Raw genomic sequence first — 21,208 nt, 5'->3', positions numbered from 1 at the left:
ATGAACATTCTCAATCGACTTGTAACGCTGATATCGCAAGCCTGCGGGATTTTCGCGGCGGCATTGACGGCGGTCGCGGTGATCATTGTCTGTCAGATGGTGTTCATCCGTTATGTTCTCAATCAGAACACGATCTGGCAGACCGATTTCGTCACCTACAGCCTGATTGCGGCTACCTTCATCGGCGCGCCCTACGTGCTGCTGACCAAGGGCCACGTGAACGTGGATGTGCTGCCGATCTATGTCGGCGAGCGCGCGCGCTACTGGCTCGCCATTTGCGCTATCACGGTCTCGCTGGGCTTTTGCCTGTTAATGACCGTGCTCACCTTTCAATTCTGGTATGAGGCCTACGAGGGCCGCTGGGTGTCCGACACCATGTGGCGAGCGCGGCTGTGGATTCCCTACGGTGCCATGCCGGTGGGCTTGGGGATTCTCACGCTGCAGTATGTCGCCGATCTGCTCAATCTGCTCACCGGCCGCGAGCCGCCGTTCGGCATCGAGGTTAAGGAGCGCTCCGTCGACGCAAGCTTGCCTGAGAGCGGGACCGATGTGAACATTCCGGGAGTCGGCATATGAGCCCGGCTGCTCAAGGTGTTCTCGTGCTCGTCACCACGGTGCTGGTGCTACTGACCGGCGCGCCGGTCGCTTTCGGGCTCGGCGCCGTTGGCGTTGCGTTCCTTGTGCTGTTCCAGGGCACCGATTCGCTGCGGGTTGCGGCGGAGACGCTCTATTCGGGCTTGAATGATTTTACGCTCGTCTCGATTCCGATGTTCATCATGATGGGGGCGGCGATCGGCTCGTCGCCGGCCGGGAAGGATCTCTATATCGCGCTCGATCGCTGGCTTTACCGGGTGCCCGGCGGGCTGGTGATTTCCAATATCGGCGCTTGCGCGCTGTTCGCGGCGCTGACCGGCTCCTCGCCGGCAACCTGCGCCGCCATTGGCAAGATGGGCATACCGGAAATGCGCGCGCGTGGTTACCCGGACGAAGTGGCAACCGGGTCGATCTGCGCCGGTGGCACGCTCGGCATCCTGATCCCGCCGTCGATCACCTTCATCCTTTACGGCATTGCGACCGAGACCTCCATCGGCCGTTTGTTCCTGGCCGGGGTGCTGCCGGGCTTGTTGCTGACCGGCCTCTTCATGCTGTGGACGCTGGCCTACATTTGGTACAAGGGCTTCCGTGCCTACGAGGCGGGATTCCGTTTCACCTGGCGCGAGAAGCTTGAATCGATTCCGAAAGTAGCGCCCTTCCTGGCGATCGTTTTCGGGGTGATGTACGTGCTGTACGGCGGCATTGCGACGCCGTCGGAAGCGGCAGGCGTCGGCGCCGCGCTGTGCGTCGTCCTGGCGATAGTAATCTACCGGATGTGGAGTCCGACGGCCTGGTGGCAGATACTGCGCTCGACCACGCGCGAGTCGGTGATGATCCTGATGATTATCGCGACCGCCGTGCTGTTCGGCTACATGCTGACTTCGCTCTACATCACCCAGACGCTGGCGCAGGCCATTGCCGACGCGCAGCTCAATCGCTGGGTGCTGATGGGACTCATCAACGTCTTCTTGCTGGTATGCGGCTGCTTCATTCCCCCCGCCGGAATCATCCTGATGACCGCACCGATCCTGTTGCCGATTATTACGGCCGCCGGTTTCGACCCGGTCTGGTTCGGCGTCATCGTGACCATCAATATGGAAATCGGGCTCATAACCCCGCCGGTCGGGCTGAACCTGTTCGTGGTCAACGCCATAGCGCCGGACGTGCCCACCAAGACGGTGCTGTGGGGCTCCGTGCCCTATGTCATGATGATGATTGTCGCGATCATCATCCTGTCAATCTTTCCAAGTATCGCCACATGGCTGCCTGATCACCTGATGGGCGCTGCTGTTGGGCCGAAGTGAACACTTCGTCCTTCGGCCGACTTGCCGCAGACCATCGCCGCGCGGCTAGATGCGCTCTGACCGCGGACGGAGCAACAGCACAATCAGCAGCACGGGAAACAGCGGGGCGATCCTGGCCACGGGAAACAGCAGAGGCGGGCTCAGCAGCGGCATCAGCCAGATCAGGAACGCCAGCGTCCAGCACCACAGCGGCAGCGGAGCGGCGCGCGCCATCAACCAGAACGCCGCTGCGATCACCAGCAGCGTCACATCATAGGGGCCGGAATGCGGCGCGGCGAGAACGGTGGCGGCCAGAAAGACCGCCGTCTTTTCCCGCGTCCCCAGCCGCGATCGGAACGCGATGACGACGGATGCTGCCGCGCCCAGCGTGGCGAGCAGTTGAACCCACGACGCCAGCCGTTGCGGCGCGCCGAGCAGAACTGCGCAGGTGTAGACACTGTGCCCCCACATGCGGCCGAACTCGATCCACTTCTCGCTCGGGCTGACGAGATTCTCGATGATGAGCGGAAACCAGCGGATCCACAGGTCCCATCCGAAAATCAATCCGCTCGCGATCATCATGGCCAGCGCGGACAAGCCCGACGCCAAAAACGCGCGCCACTGCCCGGCGGCGATCAAGGCGATCGGGACCAGGATGCAGAATTGGGGTTTGAACGTCAGCAGTCCCAGCACCAATCCGCCGAGATAGGGACGCCGTTCGAGAAGGCCAAACCCGCCGACGATCAGGGCTGCGACCAGAAAGACGGCCTGACCGTCGATCGCATTGATGGCCGATGCCGGGCAAATCAACGCGGCCACGAGCAGGGCGCCAGAGGGCAGGGCGGCTGCCGCACTCGATCGCAGCGCCAGCGCCAGCAGGCCGCCGGTCACGACCTGAAACGCCACATAGGAGCCGAAGAAACCCAATGGCGCGAACGGCAGCAGGATCAGCAGGAAGCTCGGCGGGTAGGCCCATGGCCGAAATTCCAGCGGCTTGGAGAGCCATCCGGCAAAACTCGTGTTGAGGAAGTCGGTGAAGCGATCGCCATCGAAGATCAGCGGCGCGTTGCCATCGAGGACCGAGCGGATCGCGCCGTAGAACACCATCCAGTCGGTGCCGAGGGTATTGTAGTCGAGCCCGATCTTGCCCGGATATGGAATGGTCGTGAGCAGATTCAGCCAGACGTAAAATGCCATCAAAAGGCTGGGGATCAGCACGACCACGGGTGGACGCAGTGCGTCCCTCTGCCCGAAATTGTCTCCGCCGTGTGCCAAGTCCATGCGTTGTCCTGCCAGTTTTTCTGCCAAGCGATGAGCTGTTTTGCCGCGGGCGGATGCGAATCGGCGTCGATCTTACGACGATCGAGACGATGTGCCGAATGATCCGGCAAAGAACTTAACGAAAGCGCTTCGGCAGTTGGACCGTCCTTGCGGCCATGAAACCGACGCCGAGCCGATTTTCCGCTGCCACGGCAGAATATTTCGGCCTTCCCTGCGTCGCTCCAAATGGACACCGGTTGCAAATATCAATATGCTCACCCTTGGGTCTGTGGGGAATACACTTATGAAATGCCGTGCTGCTGCGGTCACAGTTTTGTTGTGTACGATTTTTGCCGGTTCGAATGCGGATGCGCGCGGGCCTTACGGTTCGATCAGCGTCGGTAACTGGCAGGGCGGGGCCTACACCAACGATCAGACCGGATCTTTCTCGCATTGTGCAGCAGGCGCCCGATACGCCAGCGGCATCTACTTCATGGTGACGATCGACGGCAATGGCGGGTGGGGTCTGGGGTTCATGCATGAGCAATGGACGCTCACAGCAGGACAGGCCTTTCCGCTGACCCTGACATTCGATGGACAGCAACCGTTCAATGTCCATGGCGTCCCGATCGGCGACAAGGTGGTTCGCGTGCCGATGCCGGCCAATTCCGCGCTCATCACCCAATTCCGAAAGGCGAAGGGGATGACGGCCTATACGCAAGGACAGCTCTTCCAGTTCAGCCTCGATCAGACCGGACAACTGCTGCCCATTCTGGCGAACTGCGTCGCCAAGACCAAGCAGTCCGGTGTGGCCAGCGCCGGCGATTTCTCGGTGCTCCCCGCCGCCAAGCCGGTCGCCGCCGCGGCGGCGCCGGATTCTGCGCCGGCCAAACCCGACAGAATGTTCGACCAGACCGGCACTGGCTTTCTGGTGAGCCCGAACGGGCACCTCGTGACCAATGCGCATGTCGTGCAGGGCTGCGTCGGCGACATCCTGGGCAATCTGTCCGGCGAGGCGCCCGCCAAACTGCGCCTGGTGTCGAGCGACGAGACCAACGATCTCGCGCTGCTGCAGGCGACGGGCTCGTTCAAGGATGTTGCCAGGATCAGGGACAAGGCGATCCAGTCCGGCGACAGCGTGGTGGCGATCGGCTATCCCTTTCATGGACTGCTGACATCCGATTTCACGGTGACGACCGGGATCGTAAGCTCGCTCAGCGGCATCCTGAACGACACGCGCTTTCTGCAGATCAGCGCGGCCGTTCAACCCGGCAATAGCGGCGGGCCGCTATTGGCGTCGAGCGGCGGCGTGGTCGGCGTGGTCGCGGCAAAGCTGAACGCCATCAAGTTCGTGCGGGCAACGGGCAACATCCCCGAGAACATCAATTTCGCCATCAAGACCGGGGCGCTCCGGGATTTTCTCGATAACAGCGTGGTGCCGTATCAGATCTCCGATGCCAAGGCCGAGTTGAAGACGGCCGACATCGCGCGCAATGCGCGGGCGTTCACGTTCCTGATTTCCTGCAAGGCCAAGGCGAAGGAGAAAGAGACGGCAAAGAACTAGGGCTTGGACTCGTTAGCACGCAGCCAAATTCGGATTGATGCGAACGCCGCGTATCGTGTTCGGCCGCATTGGCCTGATGGCGATCCATTCGAAGTCGCTGAGTTCATCGCGCATGATTCGATGATCCGGTTTCGGAGCTTGAATCACGTCTGTACGTCGCGGAGCGGCTAATGCTCTGAATTTGATTCCGCTTTCGGCAGCATACATGGCCGACCTTGCTGGCCGCGCGACATCGCCGCGAATGACCCATAGCCGAAATTGATGTGCACGCCAGCGACCCACAACGGACATCTTGTCCGACGCGGATCGCTTCCGATCGTGCTCTTTACCTCAACTAGGCCGACTATTCGGCCAGTTCGCGCATGACCTTGATTAGATCCGACTTGCCCTCGAAGCCGATGCCCGGAATGTCCGGCATCACGATGTGACCGTCTTGAACCCGGACCGAATCCGGGAATCCACCGTAGGGCTGGAAGAGGTCCGGGTAGCTCTCGTTGCCGCCGAGCCCTAGACCGGCGGCGATGTTCAACGACATCTGGTGACCACCGTGCGGGATGCAGCGCGACGGCGACCAACCGTGTTGGGCTAGGACGTCCAGGGTCCGGAGATATTCGACGAGACCGTATGACAAAGCACAGTCGAACTGCAGCCAGTCGCGGTCCGGGCGCATGCCGCCGTAGCGGAGCAGGTTGCGAGCGTCCTGATGCGAAAACAGGTTCTCGCCCGTGGCCATCGGACCGGGATAGAATTCGGCGACGGCGGCCTGGAGGGCGTAGTCGAGCGGATCGCCGATCTCCTCATACCAGAACAGCGGGTACTGGCGCAGCATTTTGGCATAGGCGATGCCGGTCTCGAGATCGAAGCGACCGTTGGCATCGACGGCGAGCTTGGCCTGCGACCCGATTTCCTTGAGCACGGCCTCGATGCGGCCGCGGTCCTCGTCGATCGATGCGCCACCGATCTTCATCTTCACGACGTTGTAGCCGCGGTTTAGGTAGCCGCGCATTTCCGCCTGCAATGCGGAGTTGTCCTTGCCGGGATAGTAATAGCCGCCGGCAGCGTAGACGAAGACCCGCGGGTTGGCCTCCTTGCCCTTCATTTCGGCCAGCAGGCGGAACAGCGGCTTCCCGGCGATCTTGGCGGTCGCATCCCAGATCGCCATATCGAGCGTTCCGACGGCGACGGAACGCTCGCCGTGACCGCCGGGCTTCTCGTTCGACATCATCTTCGCCCAGATGCGATGCGGATCTAGATTGGTACCCTCGTCGTTGAGCAGGCTGGCGGGTTCGGCTTCCAGAATGCGGTCGCGAAAGCGCTCCCGGATCAGTCCGCCCTGACCGTAGCGGCCGTTCGAATTGAAGCCGTAGCCGATCACTCGCCGCCCGTCGCGGACGACGTCGGTTACGACGGCGACGAGGCTGGACGTCATCTTCGAGAAATCGATGTAGGCATTCCGGATCGGCGACGAGATTGGCTTGGTCGCCTCGACGACATCTACGATACGCATGGCATTCTCCGTTTTGAGTTGCTGACTCGGGTTAGTGGGTTGTCTCGGGAAGTTCGTATTCGGCTGTGATGGGCTCCTTGCCATGAAGGCGCATGGCCTCCGCTGCCTGCTTCCGGTCGAACGCGCCGTCCCACTTGGCGATCGCGATCGTCGCGATCCCGTTGCCGATCAGGTTGGTCACGGCACGGGCTTCGTTCATGAAGCGATCGACGCCGAGTAGTAGAACGAGCCCGGCTACGGGAACGGTGTGGATCGAAGAGAGGGTCGCGGCGAGCGTCACGAAGCCGGCGCCAGCGACGCCAGCGGATCCCTTCGACGTCAGGAGAAGCACGCCCAGCAGAATAATCTGGTCGCCGAAGGAAAGATCGGTGTTCGTCGCCTGGGCTACGAAGATGGCGGCCATGGAAAGGTAGATCGACGTGCCGTCGGCATTGAACGTGTAGCCGGTGGGCAGCACCATGCCGACGACGGTCTTGTCGCAACCGAGCCGTTCGAGCTTGACCAGCATCTGCGGCATCACCGCTTCGGTCGAGCAGGTGCCCAGGACGATGAGGATCTCGTCCTTGAAGTAACGGAAGAACTGCGGCAGCGAAAAGCCGGCCCACGTCGCGATGCCGCCGAGCACCACGACGACGAAGAGAATGGTGGTGACGTAGACACCGAGCATCAGATAGCCGAGCGACCAGAGCGTCGCGATCCCGTACTTCCCGATCGTGAACGCGACCCCCGCCCCGGCTCCTAGCGGGGCGAGGCGCATCACCATTGCCACGATCCGGAACAGGGCATGCAGTAGGATGTCGATCACGTTCACCAGCGGCTTGCCGTAGTCGCCGAGTTGAACCATGGCGATGCCGATCAGCACCGAAACCAGGATGACCTGCAGCATCATCCCCCTGGCGAAGGCGTCGACGATCGTGGTCGGGATGATGTCGAGCAGGAACTGCACGAAACCGTGGTTGCCGTCGGCGGCCTTTACGTAGGCCGAGATCGATCCCGCATCGATGTGGCTGGCGTCGATGTTCATACCGGCGCCCGGCTTGATCACGTTGACGACGATCAGGCCGATCACCAAGGCAAGGGTCGAGACCGCCTCGAAGTAGATCAGCGACTTGACACCGATCCGGCCGACTTCCTTGATGTCGCTCATCTTGGCTATGCCGACGACGACCGTACCGAAGATGATCGGCGACAGCAGCATCTTGATCAGTTTGATGAAGCCGTCGGCGAGCGGCTGAAGGCTGGTCCCGACCTGAGGCCAGAGATAGCCGACCAGACCGCCGAGCAGGATGGCAAGGAGGACCTGCACATAGAGTTCGCTCAAAAATCCGAATGATGGCGCTTTTCTCAATGTTTTCTCCCCTGATGGCTGCGCTGTGCTGGGCCTTGGGCCGGCCTCTGTAGCTGTTTGGAAAGGGCCGCTCCGGTGTCCGGAACGACTTCCGTGCTGCTGCGATGTTGTGTAGCCTGCAGTGATCCGTAGGCTTCAGGCGGGGGAGAAGGCTAATGCTGTTGCCGAGAATAGTTATGCCGTTTCGGCATTACCGATGGAACTGATCTGGTTCGAGGACTATCTGGCTCTCTCTGAGACCTTGAGCTTCTCCAAGGCGGCCGAAGCCCGTCACGTCACCCAGCCGGCCTTCAGCCGGCGGATCCGGGCATTGGAGGACTGGGTGGGGGCGCCGCTATTCGTTCGCACGACGCACAGCGTGACGCTCACGCCCGCCGGCGAGCACTTCCACACCCAGGCAGAGATCCTGACCAGAGCGCTTCATCAACTGCGCCGCGAGACCCTCGAAGTGGCCGGACGGGGCGCGGGACCGCTGTCGATCGCGGCGACGCACGTACTGTCGTTCACGTTCTTTCCGAAGTGGGTCCGGAGCAGCGAGAAGATCCTCGCCTTGGGCAATCTCAATCTCGTTTCCGATAGCATGCTGGCGTGCGAGCGGATGATGCTCCGGGGCGACGTGTCGTTCCTGTTGTGCCACTATCACCGCAGCATGGGCAGCCGGCTCGATACCAGGCAATTCAAGAGCATCGTCGTGGGTACCGACACGCTCCTTCCGCTCAGCGCGGCGGGCGCCGGCCGGAAGCCGCGGTGGTCGCTGCAGAGCGACGAGACCATCCCCTACTTGGCCTACAGCCCGCAGTCAGGGCTGGGCCGCATCGTCGCAAGTCAGTTGGCGAAAAGGGACCTGAAGAAGATCTTCACCTCGCATCTCGCCGCGACGCTGCTATCGATGGTCAGGTCCGGAGACGGTGTCGCCTGGCTTCCCCGAACGCTGGCCGAAGACGACATCAAGGCGGGTTCGCTAGTCGAGGCCGGCGATGCCAAGTCCGTGATCCCGATCGAGATACGGCTCTTTCGCCCGGCAGCACGACAGAGTCACGAAGTTGAAGCTCTGTGGTCGGCATTCGAAGCTGCAGAGGTCGGCTGAAGAAACACTCGGCTGCCATGATGACCACCACGCGCACCTTCTTCCAACCTCAAGGCGTCCGGTGGTCCGCTTGTGTGCATCGCGTAGTCTCGCTGCGATACGGAATTTGGTTCCTGTGGCACAGCAGACATTCGTCAAGACCCACCATCGACCTTGATTTGTGAGTACGCGTCCTAGAGCCGTCTGACGGCGCTCAGCCGCGAACGCATCCGCGGCGCGCCAACATGACGATCCGCTAGCTCGAACCTGGGCGCGGATCCCGCCTGATGGCCGGCGGCCGTCAGGCCGTTCAACGCCTACCGCGAATTGCCGCCGCGGCCATGCGCGGTCTGGGCATTCCAGCTGCTCCAGCTCACGCTGGCGAGGCTTCGCTGGTCGGTCGCAAGCGGCCGCCGGGTCTGCCGCTCATAGGCGGCGATGATGTGCTGCGACTGCCGGATTTTCTGCTCGAGTTCGGCAATCGCCTTCTGCGTCTTGCCGGTCCTGTTCGCTTGGGCGGGCTCGCCCACCATGAACCTCGCGGTCTCGATGTTCTTCAAGGTCTCGCGAAGCTTCTTGAGCTGGGCGCGGTGCCACGCAATGGCGCTGTCACTGTCTACCGGCATGCAAACCCTCCTGATTCGCTGCCGAATCTAGCACGCATCGGGCAAGTTGGGCCAAGGGGGGACGCCAGCAGGGCAGCGGGCCACCGGTTTCACGCGGGCGCGGCTGGGCCGTTCCCGATTTCGACCATTTTTTGCCATCGAAGCGACCGCGGGCGAGCCTTCAAACAACAAACTTGCATGGCGATCTGTGCGTAGCGCGGTCCTTCTTATCGTCCTGGCGGCAGAATGCCGGCCTGGCGCAATGGAGCGTGCGATGAGCGAAGTTGAGTTCGAACGAATTGTCGATGCCGTGCGGAAGGAAATCGCGCATGCACCGGCGGTACATTCGTTGATCGGGTTGCGGTTTCTCGACGGGCGAGTGAAGGCCGCCGGCGACAAGCCAGCGTCCCGGCGCCACGCTCCCTTCGCCAGGATTCGCCGCGTGGGCGAGGGACGGAAGCGATACAGGTGAAGCGATACAGGGTGATCTGATGGAGCGATCGGTGTTCGAAATCGTGAAGGCGCCGCTGGGCTGGTCGGTGTTTGCCGACAACGTCAAGATCGGCGGCGTCTACGATTCGCGGGGCGCGGCCCTCGAAGCTGCCGTACTGGCGGCGTCCTACACCGTCAGCGACGGCGGCGGCGTTCAGATCAACGTGCCCGGCGCGGAGGAAGAAAAGCCGCGATGGGCCGTCGCGTTTGATATCGCGAGCTCCATCCTGCCAACGAGGAGCGGGCGCGAGCGAAGCGGCTCACGGTAAAGCCTGTATGAAGGCAATCGCTCGACTTTGACTGCTAGCCTCCACTCCGTGGCAGGAATTTCAACCTAGCATGAGATTGTCCACGCAGTCGCGAGCCATGCGTGGATCGACACTGGCCGCCGTCGGTTTTCCGCCGGCGGCCTTTCATTTCGCGCCCCGCATTTTATTTCACATCGTCGAACGGCGACACCGCGGGGCTGCCGACGCGCATCCGCTTGATGCGGCGTACCGCCATCGGCGTGCCATCGGACTTGTACTGCAGTTCGTATTTCCTGCCGTTCTTGTCAGTCGCCGTGCAGGTGATGCTGGAAAGTTCGAGCGTCACGAAATTTCCGACCTGTTTGCAGAGGCCGGCACTCGATTCGACTGACGGCACCGGCAGGCCGTCGGCCTTCGGCCTGTCCTTGGATTTCAGCAGCATCCGGTCGATCGGCAATTCGTACAGATTGGCCTCCGGCCTTCGCCCGTTGTCGCCGGAGAAGGTGATGATGTGGCTGTCGTCGCCGGGATCGTCGATTGCCACGGTAAAATTCGCCCTGCCTTCCTCGGTCTGGAAGAAGGCAACGGCCCGACAGGCCAAGTCCCGTCCCGCGACCTTGAGCGTGCTGCACTTGCCGGACATCATCGCAAAGATGACGGTATCGGGTTCTTGCCGCTGAAGTTCGTCCGAGGCGCGGGCCGGCATTGCAATGAAAATGATGGCAAGGGCGAAAGCCTGCCGGCAAAGCTTCATGGTCATGCCCGGTTGATAGGACATGGCGCGCGGTGTGACCAGAGTCTCGCAAGGTTCAGGCAACAACATAAGGGCAAGGTGGTCCGGTGTTGCGATGCCGAACGCCGTCAGAAATCGAGCGGCGCGTTGTCGACCACCTCCTTCATGACGAAGAAGGTTCGGGTTTGGCGGACGCCCGGCAGCGCGATCAATTGTTCGCCATGGATGCGGTTGAAATCCTCCATATCGCCGACGCGGATCTTGAGGAAGTAGTCGAAATCGCCGGCCACCAGATGGCAATCGAGCACAAATTTGAGCTGCGCGATCGCCCGCTCGAAGGCGGCGAAGCTTTCCGGTGTGGAGCGGTCGAGCACGACGCCGACCATGACGAGGGCCCCCTTGCCGACCTTGCGCGGCGCCACCATCGCCCTGACCCCTGCTATGAACCCCTCGTCGAACAGGCGCTGGGTGCGCCGGTGACAGGTCGCGGCGCTGACACCGGCCGTTTCGGCCAGCTCGGCATTGGTCAACCGGCCGCTATTCTGCAGCAAACGCAATATCTTAAGGTCGATGCGGTCGAGTCTGCCGGCCATGAGAGAATCTCTCGAAATACCAAGGAATAGTGAATGAAATTGTAGCTCGGTCCGGAATTCATGCAATATTGCTGCAGGATGCGCGATAACTTAGAGAGCACCTTTCCAGCCCACGATGATACGGGCGTTCCCGGAGATCAGGACCATCAACGGGGATGACGATGCTGGAGAAATTTGAACGATATCCGCTCACATTCGGGCCCACCCATATCGAAAAGCTGGAGCGGCTGTCGCAACATCTCGGCGGCCAGGTCGAGCTCTACGCCAAGCGGGAGGATTGCAATTCGGGTCTCGCCTTCGGCGGCAACAAGCTGCGCAAGCTCGAATACATCATCCCCGATGCGATCGCCTCCAATGCGGACACGCTGGTCTCGATCGGCGGCGTGCAGTCCAACCACACCCGCATGGTCGCAGCCGTTGCGGCCAAGATCGGGATGAAGTGCCGCCTGGTGCAGGAAAGCTGGGTGCCGCATGAGGACGCCGTCTACGACCGCGTCGGCAACATCCTGCTCAGCCGCGTGATGGGCGCCGATGTCCAGATGGTCGATGAAGGTTTCGACATCGGCATTCGCCAAAGCTGGGAAGAGGCGATCGCGGATGTGAAGGCCAAGGGCGGCAAGCCCTATGCGATCCCGGCCGGCGCCTCCGTGCATAAATATGGCGGGCTCGGCTATGTCGGCTTCGCGGAAGAGGTTCGGGCGCAGGAGAAGGAGCTCGGCTTCGCCTTCGACTACATCGTGGTCTGCACGGTCACCGGTTCGACCCACGCCGGCATGCTGGTGGGATTTGCCAAGGATGGCCGCGCGCGCAAGGTGATCGGCATCGACGCTTCCTTTACGCCGGCCCAGACCAAGGCCCAGGTGCTCGATATCGCCCGTGGCACCGCCGGCCTCGTTGAATTGGGCCAGGGGATCGCCGAGGACGATGTCGTCCTGATCGAGGACTATGCCTATCCGGCCTATGGCGTTCCCTCAGAGGAGACCAAGGAGGCGATCCGGCTGTGTGCGCGCCTCGAAGGCATGATCACCGATCCCGTCTACGAGGGAAAATCCATGCAGGGCATGATCGACCTCGTGAACAAGGGCTACTTCCCGAAGGGATCGAAGGTGCTCTACGCCCATCTCGGCGGCGCGCCCGCCATCAACGGATATGCTTATACGTTCCGTAACGGCTGAGGCGGAGCTGATTCTAGTTTGAGTCCGAGGTGTGCGCTCTTAACCTCGCCCGCTTGCGGGGAGAGGTCGGATCGCATCGCAGATGCGATCCGGGTGAGGGGGTACAGGTCTTTCAATTGGCACCGATTTCGCGGAAGCACCCCTCACCCCGACCCTCTCCCCGCAAGAGCGGGGCGAGGGAGACGTCGGCACCTCCGCGTCGTCGTAAATTCATCGCGCTCTAACTGCTTACGCGTCAGCCGCCCGCACCAGTGCGAGCAGTTCGTCGCCGTAATGTTCGAGCTTCTTGTCGCCGATGCCGGGGATGTTGCGGAGCTCGTTGAGCGTCGAAGGCCGTGCCGCGGCGATGCCGTCGATGGTGGAATCATGCAGCACGACATAGGCCGGCACGCTGCGCTGGCGCGCGATATCTGAGCGCCATGCCCGCAGCGCCGCCTGCAGGGGAGCATCGCCGGGCTTGCTCTCGGCGCGCGGCGCCAGATCGCCGCGCCTTGATTTGGCGCGGCTGGCGCGAATGCGTGTTCCGGGCGCCGCCTCGCGCAGCATCACCTCGGTCTCGCCTTTCAGGACGCCGCGTGCGCTTTCCGTCAGTTTCAGCGCGCCAAAAGCTTCGCTGTCGGCCCGCAGATGCCCCATGGCGACCAGCTGGCGGATCACGGCGCGCCATTGCTTCTCGTTGTGATCAGCGCCGATCCCGAATACGGAAAGCTTGTCGTGGCCGAATTGCGTGACGCGCTCGGTCATGCGGCCGACCAGCACGTCGATCAGGTGCATGGCGCCAAAACGTTGCCCGGTGCGGTAGGCGCAGGACAGCAGTTTTTGCGCGGCGACCTTGCCGTCGCGAAGCTGCGGCGGCGACAGGCAGTTGTCGCAATTGCCGCAACTGATGCCGGTGACTTCCTCGCCGAAATATCCGAGCAGGCGGCCGCGCCGGCAGCCCGCGGTTTCCGCCAGCGCCACCAGCGCATCGAGCTTGCCGATCGACACGCGCTTGAAGGCGTCGGAGCCGGTGGATTCGTCGATCATGCGGCGCTGCTGCACGATGTCGGACAGGCCATAGGCCATCCAGGCGCTGGAGGGCTTGCCGTCGCGCCCGGCGCGTCCGGTCTCCTGGTAATAGGCCTCGATGCTCTTCGGCAGGTCGAGATGCGCCACGAAGCGCACGTCCGGCTTGTCGATGCCCATGCCGAACGCGATGGTGGCGACGATTACGACGCCGTCCTCGTTGATGAAGCGGTCCTGGTTGCGGGCGCGCAAGCCTGCATCAAGTCCGGCGTGGTAGGGCAGGGCCGGGATACCGGCGCTGGTCAGGGCTGCCGCGGTGTCCTCGACCTTGGCGCGCGACAGGCAATAGACGATGCCGGCGTCTCCGGCGTGGCGCTCGCTGATGAACGCCTTGAGCTGGGCCGGGGCATTCTGCTTTTCGACGATCTCATAACGAATATTCGGGCGGTCGAAACTCGCCACGAAGCTTGGCGCGCCGGCAAGCCCGAGCCGGGCGATGATCTCCTTGCGCGTCATCTCGTCGGCGGTCGCGGTCAGTGCGATGCGCGGCACATCCGGAAAGCGTTCGGCGATCGCGGACAGGCCGATATATTCGGGACGAAAATCGTGTCCCCATTGCGACACGCAATGCGCCTCGTCGATCGCAAACAACGCGATATTGGCTTGTCCGAGCAGGGACAGGCAGCGCGGCGTCAGCAGCCGTTCCGGCGCGACGTAGAGCAGGTCGAGGTCGCCGGCGAGCAGCCGCCGCTCGACTTCCGAGGCTTCGTCAAACGACAGCGTCGAGTTCAGAACCGCCGCATTGACGCCGGCCTCCAGCAGTCCCGCGACCTGGTCGCGCATCAGCGCGATCAGCGGCGACACCACGATGCCACAGCCCTCGCGCAACAAGGACGGCAACTGGTAGCAAAGCGACTTGCCGCCGCCGGTCGGCATCAGCACCAGGCAATTGCCGCCATCAGTCACGTGGCGGACGATTTCCTCCTGCGCGCCGCGAAAGGCCGGCAGGCCGAACACGGAATTGAGGACGGAAAGCGCGTCCCGAGCGGTTCCCGAATGGCGATTAAGGGCTGCGTTCGCTTCCATATCGGCTTCAAAGGGTCAACAGGCGGTGATCGATGCCGTCTCGGGCGAACGAGGCCGGGATATCCGTGTTAAAACACGGTCCACCAACAAACTCAAATCATGAGCATGACCAGATCGTCTCGGCTCATCACAAGCGGTATCGCTGTCGTGCTGATCGCCGGCACGGCGACGGCTTTTGCGATTGTTTGGCGACCGGTCATTCCGGCGATCGATCCCCCGGCGCCACACGCGTTCGATGCGGCCCTGATCAAGCGTGGTCGCGATCTCGCGGCAATCGGCAATTGCAACGAATGCCACACCGTGCGCGGAGGCAAGAACTTTGCCGGTGGCCTGCCGGTGCCGACACCGTTCGGAACGATCTACTCTTCCAACATCACGCCGGATGCCAAGACCGGCATTGGCCAATGGTCGGAAGCCGCATTCCGCCGCGCGATGCGCGACGGGGTCAACCGCAAAGGCCAGCACCTCTATCCGACCTTTCCCTATGATCATTTCACCCATGTTTCCGATGAGGACGACCATGCGCTCTATGCCTTCCTGATGACGCGACAACCGGTCGATGCGCCCTCGCGCCAAAACCAGATTTCCTTCCCGCTTAATCGGCGGCCAGTCATCTCCGGGTGGAAACTGTTGTTCCTTCGTCGCGATACCTATCAGCCCGACGCGACAAGGAGCGCCGAATGGAATCGCGGTGCCTATCTGGTCACCGGCCTTGCCCATTGCGGCGCTTGCCACACGCCACGCAACGCGCTTGGCGCGGAACGCGTGAACGCCCGGTTTGCCGGCGGTGATGTCGACAACTGGCTCGCCTATGCCCTGAACGACCGCTCGCATGCACCGGTGCCGTGGGATGCCGACGCCCTGTACATGTACTTGCGCAGCGGCTGGCATCCCGATCACGGCACAGCGCGCGGGCCGATGGCGCAAGTTGTCAGCAATCTGTCGTCGGTGCCGGATGGCGATGTCCGCGCCATCGCAGTCTATATGGCCGACATATCAGGCGCACCGACGCCAGACCGCAAACGAGAAGGCGAGGCCACGCTCGCGCAAGCCAGGTCACCGTCTCAGGCCTCGCAGACCGACACGGCTGGCGCGACGATCTATGCCGGCGCCTGTGCATCCTGCCATGAGACGAACCGGCCCCTACCCTATGGCGGCGTCAGTCTCGCCCTCAGTACGGCAGTCTCCAGCCCCGATCCGCGCAATCTCGCCAACGTCGTGCTGGCGGGCGTTTCAGCCGTCGAAGGCGAACGCAGCCCGATTATGCCGGGCTTCGCCGATAGCATCAACGACGCGCAGATGTCAGCGCTGCTGAATTATGTGCGCGCTCGCTTCAGCAAGCAACCGCCGTGGTCTGGCGTTGAAAAGACCGTTCAAGACGCACGGCGCGCGCAGGCCGCATTTCTCCTGACATCGCCCGCGCCGCGTAACGCACCCGCCGATCCTCAGCAGCGAGAAAAGCCATGATGACATTGAAGGTCAACGGTCGGGAGCATCAGGTGGACGCCGATCCGGATACGCCGCTGCTCTATGTGCTGCGCGAAGACATCAAGCTCAACGCCGCCAAATTCGGCTGCGGCCTGGGCCAGTGCGGCGCGTGCACGGTGATCGTCGACGGCAAGGCCGTGCTCTCCTGCGTGACGCCGATGATTTTGCTTGAAGGCAAGGAGGTAACGACGCTTGAGGGCCTCGGCACGGCGTCGGAACCCGCGCCGATCCAGCGCGCCTTTATGGAAGAGCAGGCAGCACAATGCGGTTACTGCATCGCCGGAATCATGATGCGGGCGCAGGCCCTTCTGCAGAGAAATTCCAGGCCGACCAATGAGCAGATCAGTTCCGAGCTTGAGCCTCATCTGTGTCGCTGCGGCACCCATATGCGCATCCTGCGCGCGGTGCATTGTGCGGCGAGGCTGATGGACACCGCGGATGCTTCGTCGACGGCCGACGGGAGAGTGCGATGAACGCCCCCGCGATGATCGATCGCCGTCGCGTGCTGGCAGGCGGTGGCGCGCTGATCGTCAGCTTCTCGTTGTCAGGCGCTTTGGCGCAGCAACAAGACGCGCCCACAGCAGCTCCCGCACCGAGCCCACCCGGCAGCTTGAAAAACTCACCCTATCTCGACGCGTGGATCCGCATTGACGCCAATGGCAGTATTGAGGTGTTCACGGGCAAGGCTGAACTCGGTCAAGGCTTCAAGACGGCGTTTCAGCAAATCGCGGCTGAGGAGCTCGATGTTGCCTTCGAATCCCTCAAGGTGACGACGGCGGACACGCGTCTGACCGCGAACGAGGGCTATACGGCAGGCAGCAACTCCATGAAGGACAGCGGCACCGCGATCCAGAATGCCGCGGCACAGGCGCGCGAACTGCTGCTTGCGGAAGCAGCGAGGCGGTTTGGCCTACCGGTCGAGAATCTGCGGACAGCAGACGGTGCGGTGATCGCACCTGACGGTGAACGTCTGTCGTATGGTGAACTCGTCCGGGACGATATGCTGCATATCCAGGCGCAGCCGAAGTCGAAACTGAAGGACCCGGCGACATTCAAGGTCATTGGCCGGCCTGTGCCGCGCGTCGATATCCCCGCCAAGGTCACCGGCGGTGCGGCCTATGTTCAGGACATGCGGCTGCCCGGGATGGTGCACGCCCGCATCGTGCGGCCGCCGAGCTATGGCGCGCAACTGACGGAATGCGATACCGCCGCTGTCGAGAAGCTGCCCGGCGTCGTCAAGGTGGTGCGTGACGGCAATTTCCTTGGCGTAGTCGCGGAAAAGGAGTTCCAGTCGATCAAGGCGATGAATGCACTTGCCGGCGCCGCGAAGTGGCAGGAGACCGCGCGCCTGCCAAAGCAGGACGACCTGCTTGCGGTGTTGACCAGCCTGCCTGCGCAGACCTCGACGATTTTCGAGCGCGGCAATTCGCAGGTCTTGAATTCGCAGGGGTTGGGCCAGAAGACCATCGAAGCGACCTATACGCGGCCCTATCAGGCGCACGGATCGATCGGTCCGTCCTGTGCCGTGGCGCAATTGATCGATGGTGCGATGACGGTATGGACGCATACGCAAGGCGTCTATCCCGATCGTCAGGGCATCGCGGAAATGCTGCGCATGCCGCCGGCCAGCGTTCGGCTGATCCATGTCGAAGGCTCCGGCTGCTACGGCCATAATGGCGCCGACGATGCCGCGGCCGATGCCGCGCTGATCGCCCGCGCATTGCCCGGCCGCCCCGTTCGCGTGCAATGGATGCGCGAACAGGAGCATGCCTGGGAGCCGTTTGGCCCGGCGATGGTGACGAAACTCGAGGCCTCGCTCGACGGCAATGGCAAGATCGCCGACTGGCATTTTGACGTCTGGAGCAATACGCACTCGATGCGACCGGGCGGCGCCGGAGCAATGCTGGCGGCGCAGCACATGGCGCAACCCTTTGCCGTGCCTGCTCCCAGGCCGCTGCCGCTGCCGGAAGGCGGCGGCGACCGCAACGCAATCCCGATTTACACGTTCCCCAACGCGCAGGTGGTGCATCACTTCATCCCGGCGATGCCGCTGCGGATTTCGGCGATGCGCGCGCTCGGCGCCTATCACAACGTGTTTTCGATCGAGAGCTTCATGGACGAACTCGCAGCCCTCGCCGATGCCGACCCCGTCGAATTCCGTTTGAAACATCTTGAGGATCAGCGTGGCCGCGCCGTGATCGAAAAGGCGGCGCTGGGTTTCGGATGGGAGCGCGGCCAGAAAGCGCCGCAGGATCGCGGCTACGGCTTTGCCTTTGCGCGCTACAAGAATCTGGCGGCTTATTGCGCCATTGCTTCAGAGGTCGAGGTAAATCGGGAGACCGGCCGTCCACGTCTGGTCCGCGCGGTGGCGGCGGTTGACAGCGGGCAGGTGGTCAATCCCGACGGGTTGATCAACCAGATCGAAGGCGCAATCGTGCAGTCGATGAGCTGGACATTGTACGAGAGCGTGACCTTCGACGATACCAGGATAACCAGCATCGACTGGCAGACTTATCCGATCCTGCGTTTCGATGCCGTGCCTGACAGCATCGAGGTTCACATCATCGACCGGCCGGGGCAGCCTTTCCTCGGCAGTGGCGAAACCGGGCAGGGGCCGGCGGCGGCATCGATTGCAAACGCCATTGCCAATGCCACGGGAAAGCGGCTGCGGAATTTGCCGCTGACGCGCAAGCGCATCAAGCAGGCGATCGATGCGTGAGGGCGTTTACTGATAGCTCGCCACGATATCCGACACCGCGCGTTCGAGCTGCTTTGCGGTGGCGCATTGGCGGACCACGGTGCAGAAGGTGGAGTAACGCGGCATCTCGGAATCGCCCCAGCCCCAGGCCATGCGGCCCTCCGGATTGAGCCAGACCAGCCGCTTCGACCGCTCGGCGATGCGGCGAAGAATGTCGGCACGGGGATCGAGGTCGTTGCTGCGGGCATCGCCGAGCACGATCACGGTGGTTTGCGGCGTGATCGCGCTCATCCAGCCGTGCTCGAAATCGTCGAAGGAGTTGCCGTAGTCGGACGAGCCGAAGCCGACCTTGGACATGATCTCGGCCATCGCCTCCTCCGGCGATTTCGATTCCAGGATGTCGCTGACCTCGATCAGATGTCCGGAGAACGCAAACGAGCGGACGTCGTCCACGACCTCGTGCAGGCTGTGGATCAGCAGCAGGAAGAAATCGGAGACCCGCGCCACCGAGCCGGAGACGTCGCAGAGCGCTACGATCTTCGGCTTGTCGCGATGCCGTCGTTTCCACGCTGTCAGGAACGGCACGCCGCCCCAGGCGGCATTGCGGCGAATGGTGCGGCGAACGTCGAGATGGCCGCGGCGCTGTCGTTTGCGCGGCTTGGAGTAGCGCTCGCGCAGCCGGCGCGCGATCTGCCGGATCAGATGCCGCATCTGCTCGACCTGCCGCGGCTCGATCCGCGACAGTGGCGCATTGCGCAAAATCTCGTTGCGCAGGTTTTCCGCTTCCTCGCGTCCGTACAGCGTGAGCGCCTGCGAGACCGTATCGCGAACCGTGCCGCGCAGCCCGTCCAGCGCGTTGGTCAGCCGTTCCGCCACTGCCGGGTTGGTCGCGGCCAGATTGCCGAGATCGTCGCGCAGGCGCTGGATGCCCATCTGGTCGAGGATGCGGCCGGAGAAGATGCCGCGCTGCGTAAAATAGCGGATGTCGGATAGTGAGGCTGCACTCGCCGCATTGGCGATGGCCGCCGAAATCTGGCTACGGTCCTGCGCCAGCAGCATCTGGGCGAGCTGGCCAAGCCCCTCGGCCTGCTCGTCGCCGCCGCTTGAATCGCCGGGCGAATCGGATGCAGCGTTGGATCCGGACGGATCCTGCTCGTCGGCCTTGCCGTCCTTGGGTGGTGACTGCGGCTCGGGCTGATCGAAGAACAGGTCAAAGCAATCGCCGAGCGCCTTCTTCTCGTCCTGTGTCTTGGCGAGCGTGAGCAGGAAGGTGTCGCGCAGGATGGTGCGGTCGGTGAAGCCGACCTTGGAGACGGCCCGCATCGCGTCGATGCTTTCGGCCGGCGAGAGCTTTACCCCCGCGCCCCGCGCCGCACGAAAGAAGCGATGCAGGTTCTCTCTCATCCCTTGTCTATCCGAAGACGTTTTGACGCGTGGCCTTGGCGATGAAGGTGGATACCTGAGGCGACGCGGCCTCGATATCCGCCTCGTATTTCAGGAGGACGTTCAGCGTATCCTTGACCACTTCATGGCCGAGTTCGGGAGCCTGCAGCAGCACCAGCACGCGCGCCCAGTCGATGGTCTCGCTGACCGACGGCAGTTTCTTCAGGTCGAGGGTGCGGACTTCATGAATGAAGCTCACCATCTGCTTGCGCAGCGTCTGCGAAATGCCGGGCACGCGGCTCTCGACGATCCGCTCTTCCAGTCTCTGTTCGGGGAAGCCGATATGCAAATGCAGGCAGCGCCGCTTCAGCGCGTCGCCGAGATCACGCTCGCTGTTCGATGTCAGGATCACGGTCGGCGGCGCGACCGCGACAACGGTGCCGAGTTCCGGAATGGTCACCTGGAAATCACTGAGGATTTCCAGCAATAGCGACTCGAACTCCGCGTCCGACTTGTCGATTTCGTCGATCAGCAGCACGCAGCCGGCCGGTTGTTCCAGTGCCTGCAAGAGCGGCCGCGGCTCGACGAATTCCTTGGAGAAGAACACGTCGCCGAAATCATGAAGCTGGTTGAGCGCCGCTTCGAGCGTCGGCGCACCGCCGAGGACCTCGCCGAGCTTGTCCTTGAGGATCTGCGTATACAGAAGCTGCTTGGCGTATTTCCACTCGTACAGCGCCTTGGCCTCGTCGAGCCCTTCATAGCACTGCAGGCGGATCATCTTCATGCCGCGCCAGGCGGCGATCGCCTTGGCAAGCTCGGTCTTGCCAACGCCGGCGGGGCCTTCGACCAGGATGGGTTTTTCGATCTGCTGCGCCAGATAGACCGCGGTCGCGATTTGGCGGCTCGCAATATAGCCTTGCGCCGCAAGACCGCTTTCCACTGCCTCGATCGAGGCCGACGGCCGGTTTTCAGCCACGGGTTTCAACTCCGAAATTCGATAGATTTCGGAATGTTCTGCCTGCGTTCCGCGTAAAGGACAAGCGCCGTTTCGTCATGGGAGGCGGCAAATTCCGCCATTTT

Annotated in this window: 18 protein-coding genes; 9 read left to right on the top strand and 9 right to left on the bottom strand. The window is 62.6% G+C overall.

The annotated features are described in order from the left end of the window. Together V1293_RS21930 and V1293_RS21925 are read left to right on the top strand one after the other, a co-directional pair. Positions 1–576 (top strand): TRAP transporter small permease, encoded by a 576-nt coding sequence (locus tag V1293_RS21930; protein ID WP_334512142.1) that lies wholly within the window; start codon positions 1–3, stop codon positions 574–576. Beyond that, positions 573–1,898, top strand: a complete 1,326-nt coding sequence (locus V1293_RS21925; protein ID WP_334512139.1) for a TRAP transporter large permease — start codon at positions 573–575, stop codon at positions 1,896–1,898. The genes V1293_RS21930 and V1293_RS21925 overlap by 4 nt, the downstream gene beginning before the upstream one ends. A 45-nt stretch (positions 1,899–1,943) precedes the next feature. Here V1293_RS21925 and V1293_RS21920 read toward each other — a convergent pair whose 3' ends face one another. Then, on the bottom strand, positions 1,944–3,158 hold the full coding sequence (locus V1293_RS21920) for a glycosyltransferase family 87 protein (RefSeq protein ID WP_334512138.1): 1,215 nt from the start codon (positions 3,156–3,158) through the stop codon (positions 1,944–1,946). 283 nt (positions 3,159–3,441) lie between these two features. On the opposite strand from V1293_RS21920, the gene V1293_RS21915 reads away from it, so the two are divergent. Then, the gene (locus V1293_RS21915; protein WP_334512137.1) at positions 3,442–4,701 is read left to right on the top strand and encodes a S1C family serine protease; all 1,260 of its coding nucleotides are present in this window, start codon (positions 3,442–3,444) and stop codon (positions 4,699–4,701) included. A 343-nt stretch (positions 4,702–5,044) separates the two neighbouring features. On the opposite strand, the gene V1293_RS21910 is transcribed toward V1293_RS21915, so the two are convergent. Both V1293_RS21910 and dctA read right to left on the bottom strand, forming a co-directional pair. Beyond that, positions 5,045–6,208 carry a mandelate racemase/muconate lactonizing enzyme family protein gene (locus tag V1293_RS21910; RefSeq protein WP_334512135.1) on the bottom strand — a complete coding sequence of 388 codons (1,164 nt, stop codon included), beginning with the start codon at positions 6,206–6,208 and terminating at the stop codon, positions 5,045–5,047. Between the two features lie 31 nt (positions 6,209–6,239). Continuing rightward, a complete protein-coding gene (gene dctA / locus V1293_RS21905) occupies positions 6,240–7,556 on the bottom strand; it encodes a C4-dicarboxylate transporter DctA (RefSeq protein WP_334512133.1) in 1,317 nt (438 codons plus the stop codon). 196 nt (positions 7,557–7,752) lie between these two features. On the opposite strand from dctA, the gene V1293_RS21900 reads away from it, so the two are divergent. Beyond that, the gene (locus tag V1293_RS21900; protein ID WP_334512132.1) at positions 7,753–8,643 is read left to right on the top strand and encodes a LysR family transcriptional regulator; all 891 of its coding nucleotides are present in this window, start codon (positions 7,753–7,755) and stop codon (positions 8,641–8,643) included. 296 nt (positions 8,644–8,939) lie between these two features. On the opposite strand, the gene V1293_RS21895 is transcribed toward V1293_RS21900, so the two are convergent. Beyond that, positions 8,940–9,248, bottom strand: a complete 309-nt coding sequence (locus tag V1293_RS21895; RefSeq protein WP_334512131.1) for a hypothetical protein — start codon at positions 9,246–9,248, stop codon at positions 8,940–8,942. A gap of 482 nt (positions 9,249–9,730) precedes the next feature. Between V1293_RS21895 and V1293_RS21890 the strand changes: the two genes are divergently transcribed. After that, complete coding sequence (locus V1293_RS21890; protein ID WP_334512129.1) at positions 9,731–9,988, top strand: hypothetical protein; 258 nt, start codon at positions 9,731–9,733, stop codon at positions 9,986–9,988. Positions 9,989–10,151: 163 nt separating this feature from the next. On the opposite strand, the gene V1293_RS21885 is transcribed toward V1293_RS21890, so the two are convergent. Both V1293_RS21885 and V1293_RS21880 read right to left on the bottom strand, forming a co-directional pair. Beyond that, complete coding sequence (locus V1293_RS21885) at positions 10,152–10,745, bottom strand: hypothetical protein (RefSeq protein ID WP_334512127.1); 594 nt, start codon at positions 10,743–10,745, stop codon at positions 10,152–10,154. Positions 10,746–10,828: 83 nt separating this feature from the next. After that, a complete protein-coding gene (locus tag V1293_RS21880; protein ID WP_334512126.1) occupies positions 10,829–11,293 on the bottom strand; it encodes an Lrp/AsnC family transcriptional regulator in 465 nt (154 codons plus the stop codon). A gap of 161 nt (positions 11,294–11,454) precedes the next feature. Here V1293_RS21880 and V1293_RS21875 point away from each other — a divergent pair, with 161 nt between their 5' ends. Continuing rightward, positions 11,455–12,468, top strand: coding sequence for a 1-aminocyclopropane-1-carboxylate deaminase (locus tag V1293_RS21875; RefSeq protein ID WP_334512125.1), 1,014 nt, complete (start codon positions 11,455–11,457; stop codon positions 12,466–12,468). Positions 12,469–12,696: 228 nt separating this feature from the next. Here the strand turns inward: V1293_RS21875 and recQ are convergent, their stop codons facing one another. Continuing rightward, entirely contained in the window at positions 12,697–14,559 is a 1,863-nt protein-coding gene (recQ, locus tag V1293_RS21870; RefSeq protein ID WP_334512124.1) for a DNA helicase RecQ, read from the bottom strand. 105 nt (positions 14,560–14,664) lie between these two features. Here recQ and V1293_RS21865 point away from each other — a divergent pair, with 105 nt between their 5' ends. From V1293_RS21865 to V1293_RS21855, 3 genes are read left to right on the top strand one after another with little or no spacing between them, the layout of a single operon-like run. Next, a complete protein-coding gene (locus V1293_RS21865; protein ID WP_334512121.1) occupies positions 14,665–16,026 on the top strand; it encodes a c-type cytochrome in 1,362 nt (453 codons plus the stop codon). Continuing rightward, a complete protein-coding gene (locus tag V1293_RS21860) occupies positions 16,023–16,520 on the top strand; it encodes a (2Fe-2S)-binding protein (RefSeq protein WP_334512120.1) in 498 nt (165 codons plus the stop codon). Before V1293_RS21865 ends, V1293_RS21860 begins: the two co-directional genes overlap by 4 nt. Beyond that, entirely contained in the window at positions 16,517–18,766 is a 2,250-nt protein-coding gene (locus V1293_RS21855) for a xanthine dehydrogenase family protein molybdopterin-binding subunit (RefSeq protein WP_334512119.1), read from the top strand. Before V1293_RS21860 ends, V1293_RS21855 begins: the two co-directional genes overlap by 4 nt. A 6-nt stretch (positions 18,767–18,772) precedes the next feature. Here the strand turns inward: V1293_RS21855 and V1293_RS21850 are convergent, their stop codons facing one another. Both V1293_RS21850 and V1293_RS21845 read right to left on the bottom strand, forming a co-directional pair. After that, a complete protein-coding gene (locus V1293_RS21850; RefSeq protein ID WP_334512118.1) occupies positions 18,773–20,149 on the bottom strand; it encodes a vWA domain-containing protein in 1,377 nt (458 codons plus the stop codon). A 7-nt stretch (positions 20,150–20,156) separates the two neighbouring features. Further along, entirely contained in the window at positions 20,157–21,104 is a 948-nt protein-coding gene (locus V1293_RS21845) for an AAA family ATPase (protein ID WP_334512116.1), read from the bottom strand. Positions 21,105–21,208: the final 104 nt, after the last annotated feature.

This window comes from Bradyrhizobium sp. AZCC 1693 (assembly GCF_036924745.1).
Classification (GTDB): domain Bacteria; phylum Pseudomonadota; class Alphaproteobacteria; order Rhizobiales; family Xanthobacteraceae; genus Bradyrhizobium.
Note: the sequence above shows the minus strand (reverse complement) of the source record. Positions and strands in the feature narration are given on the sequence as shown.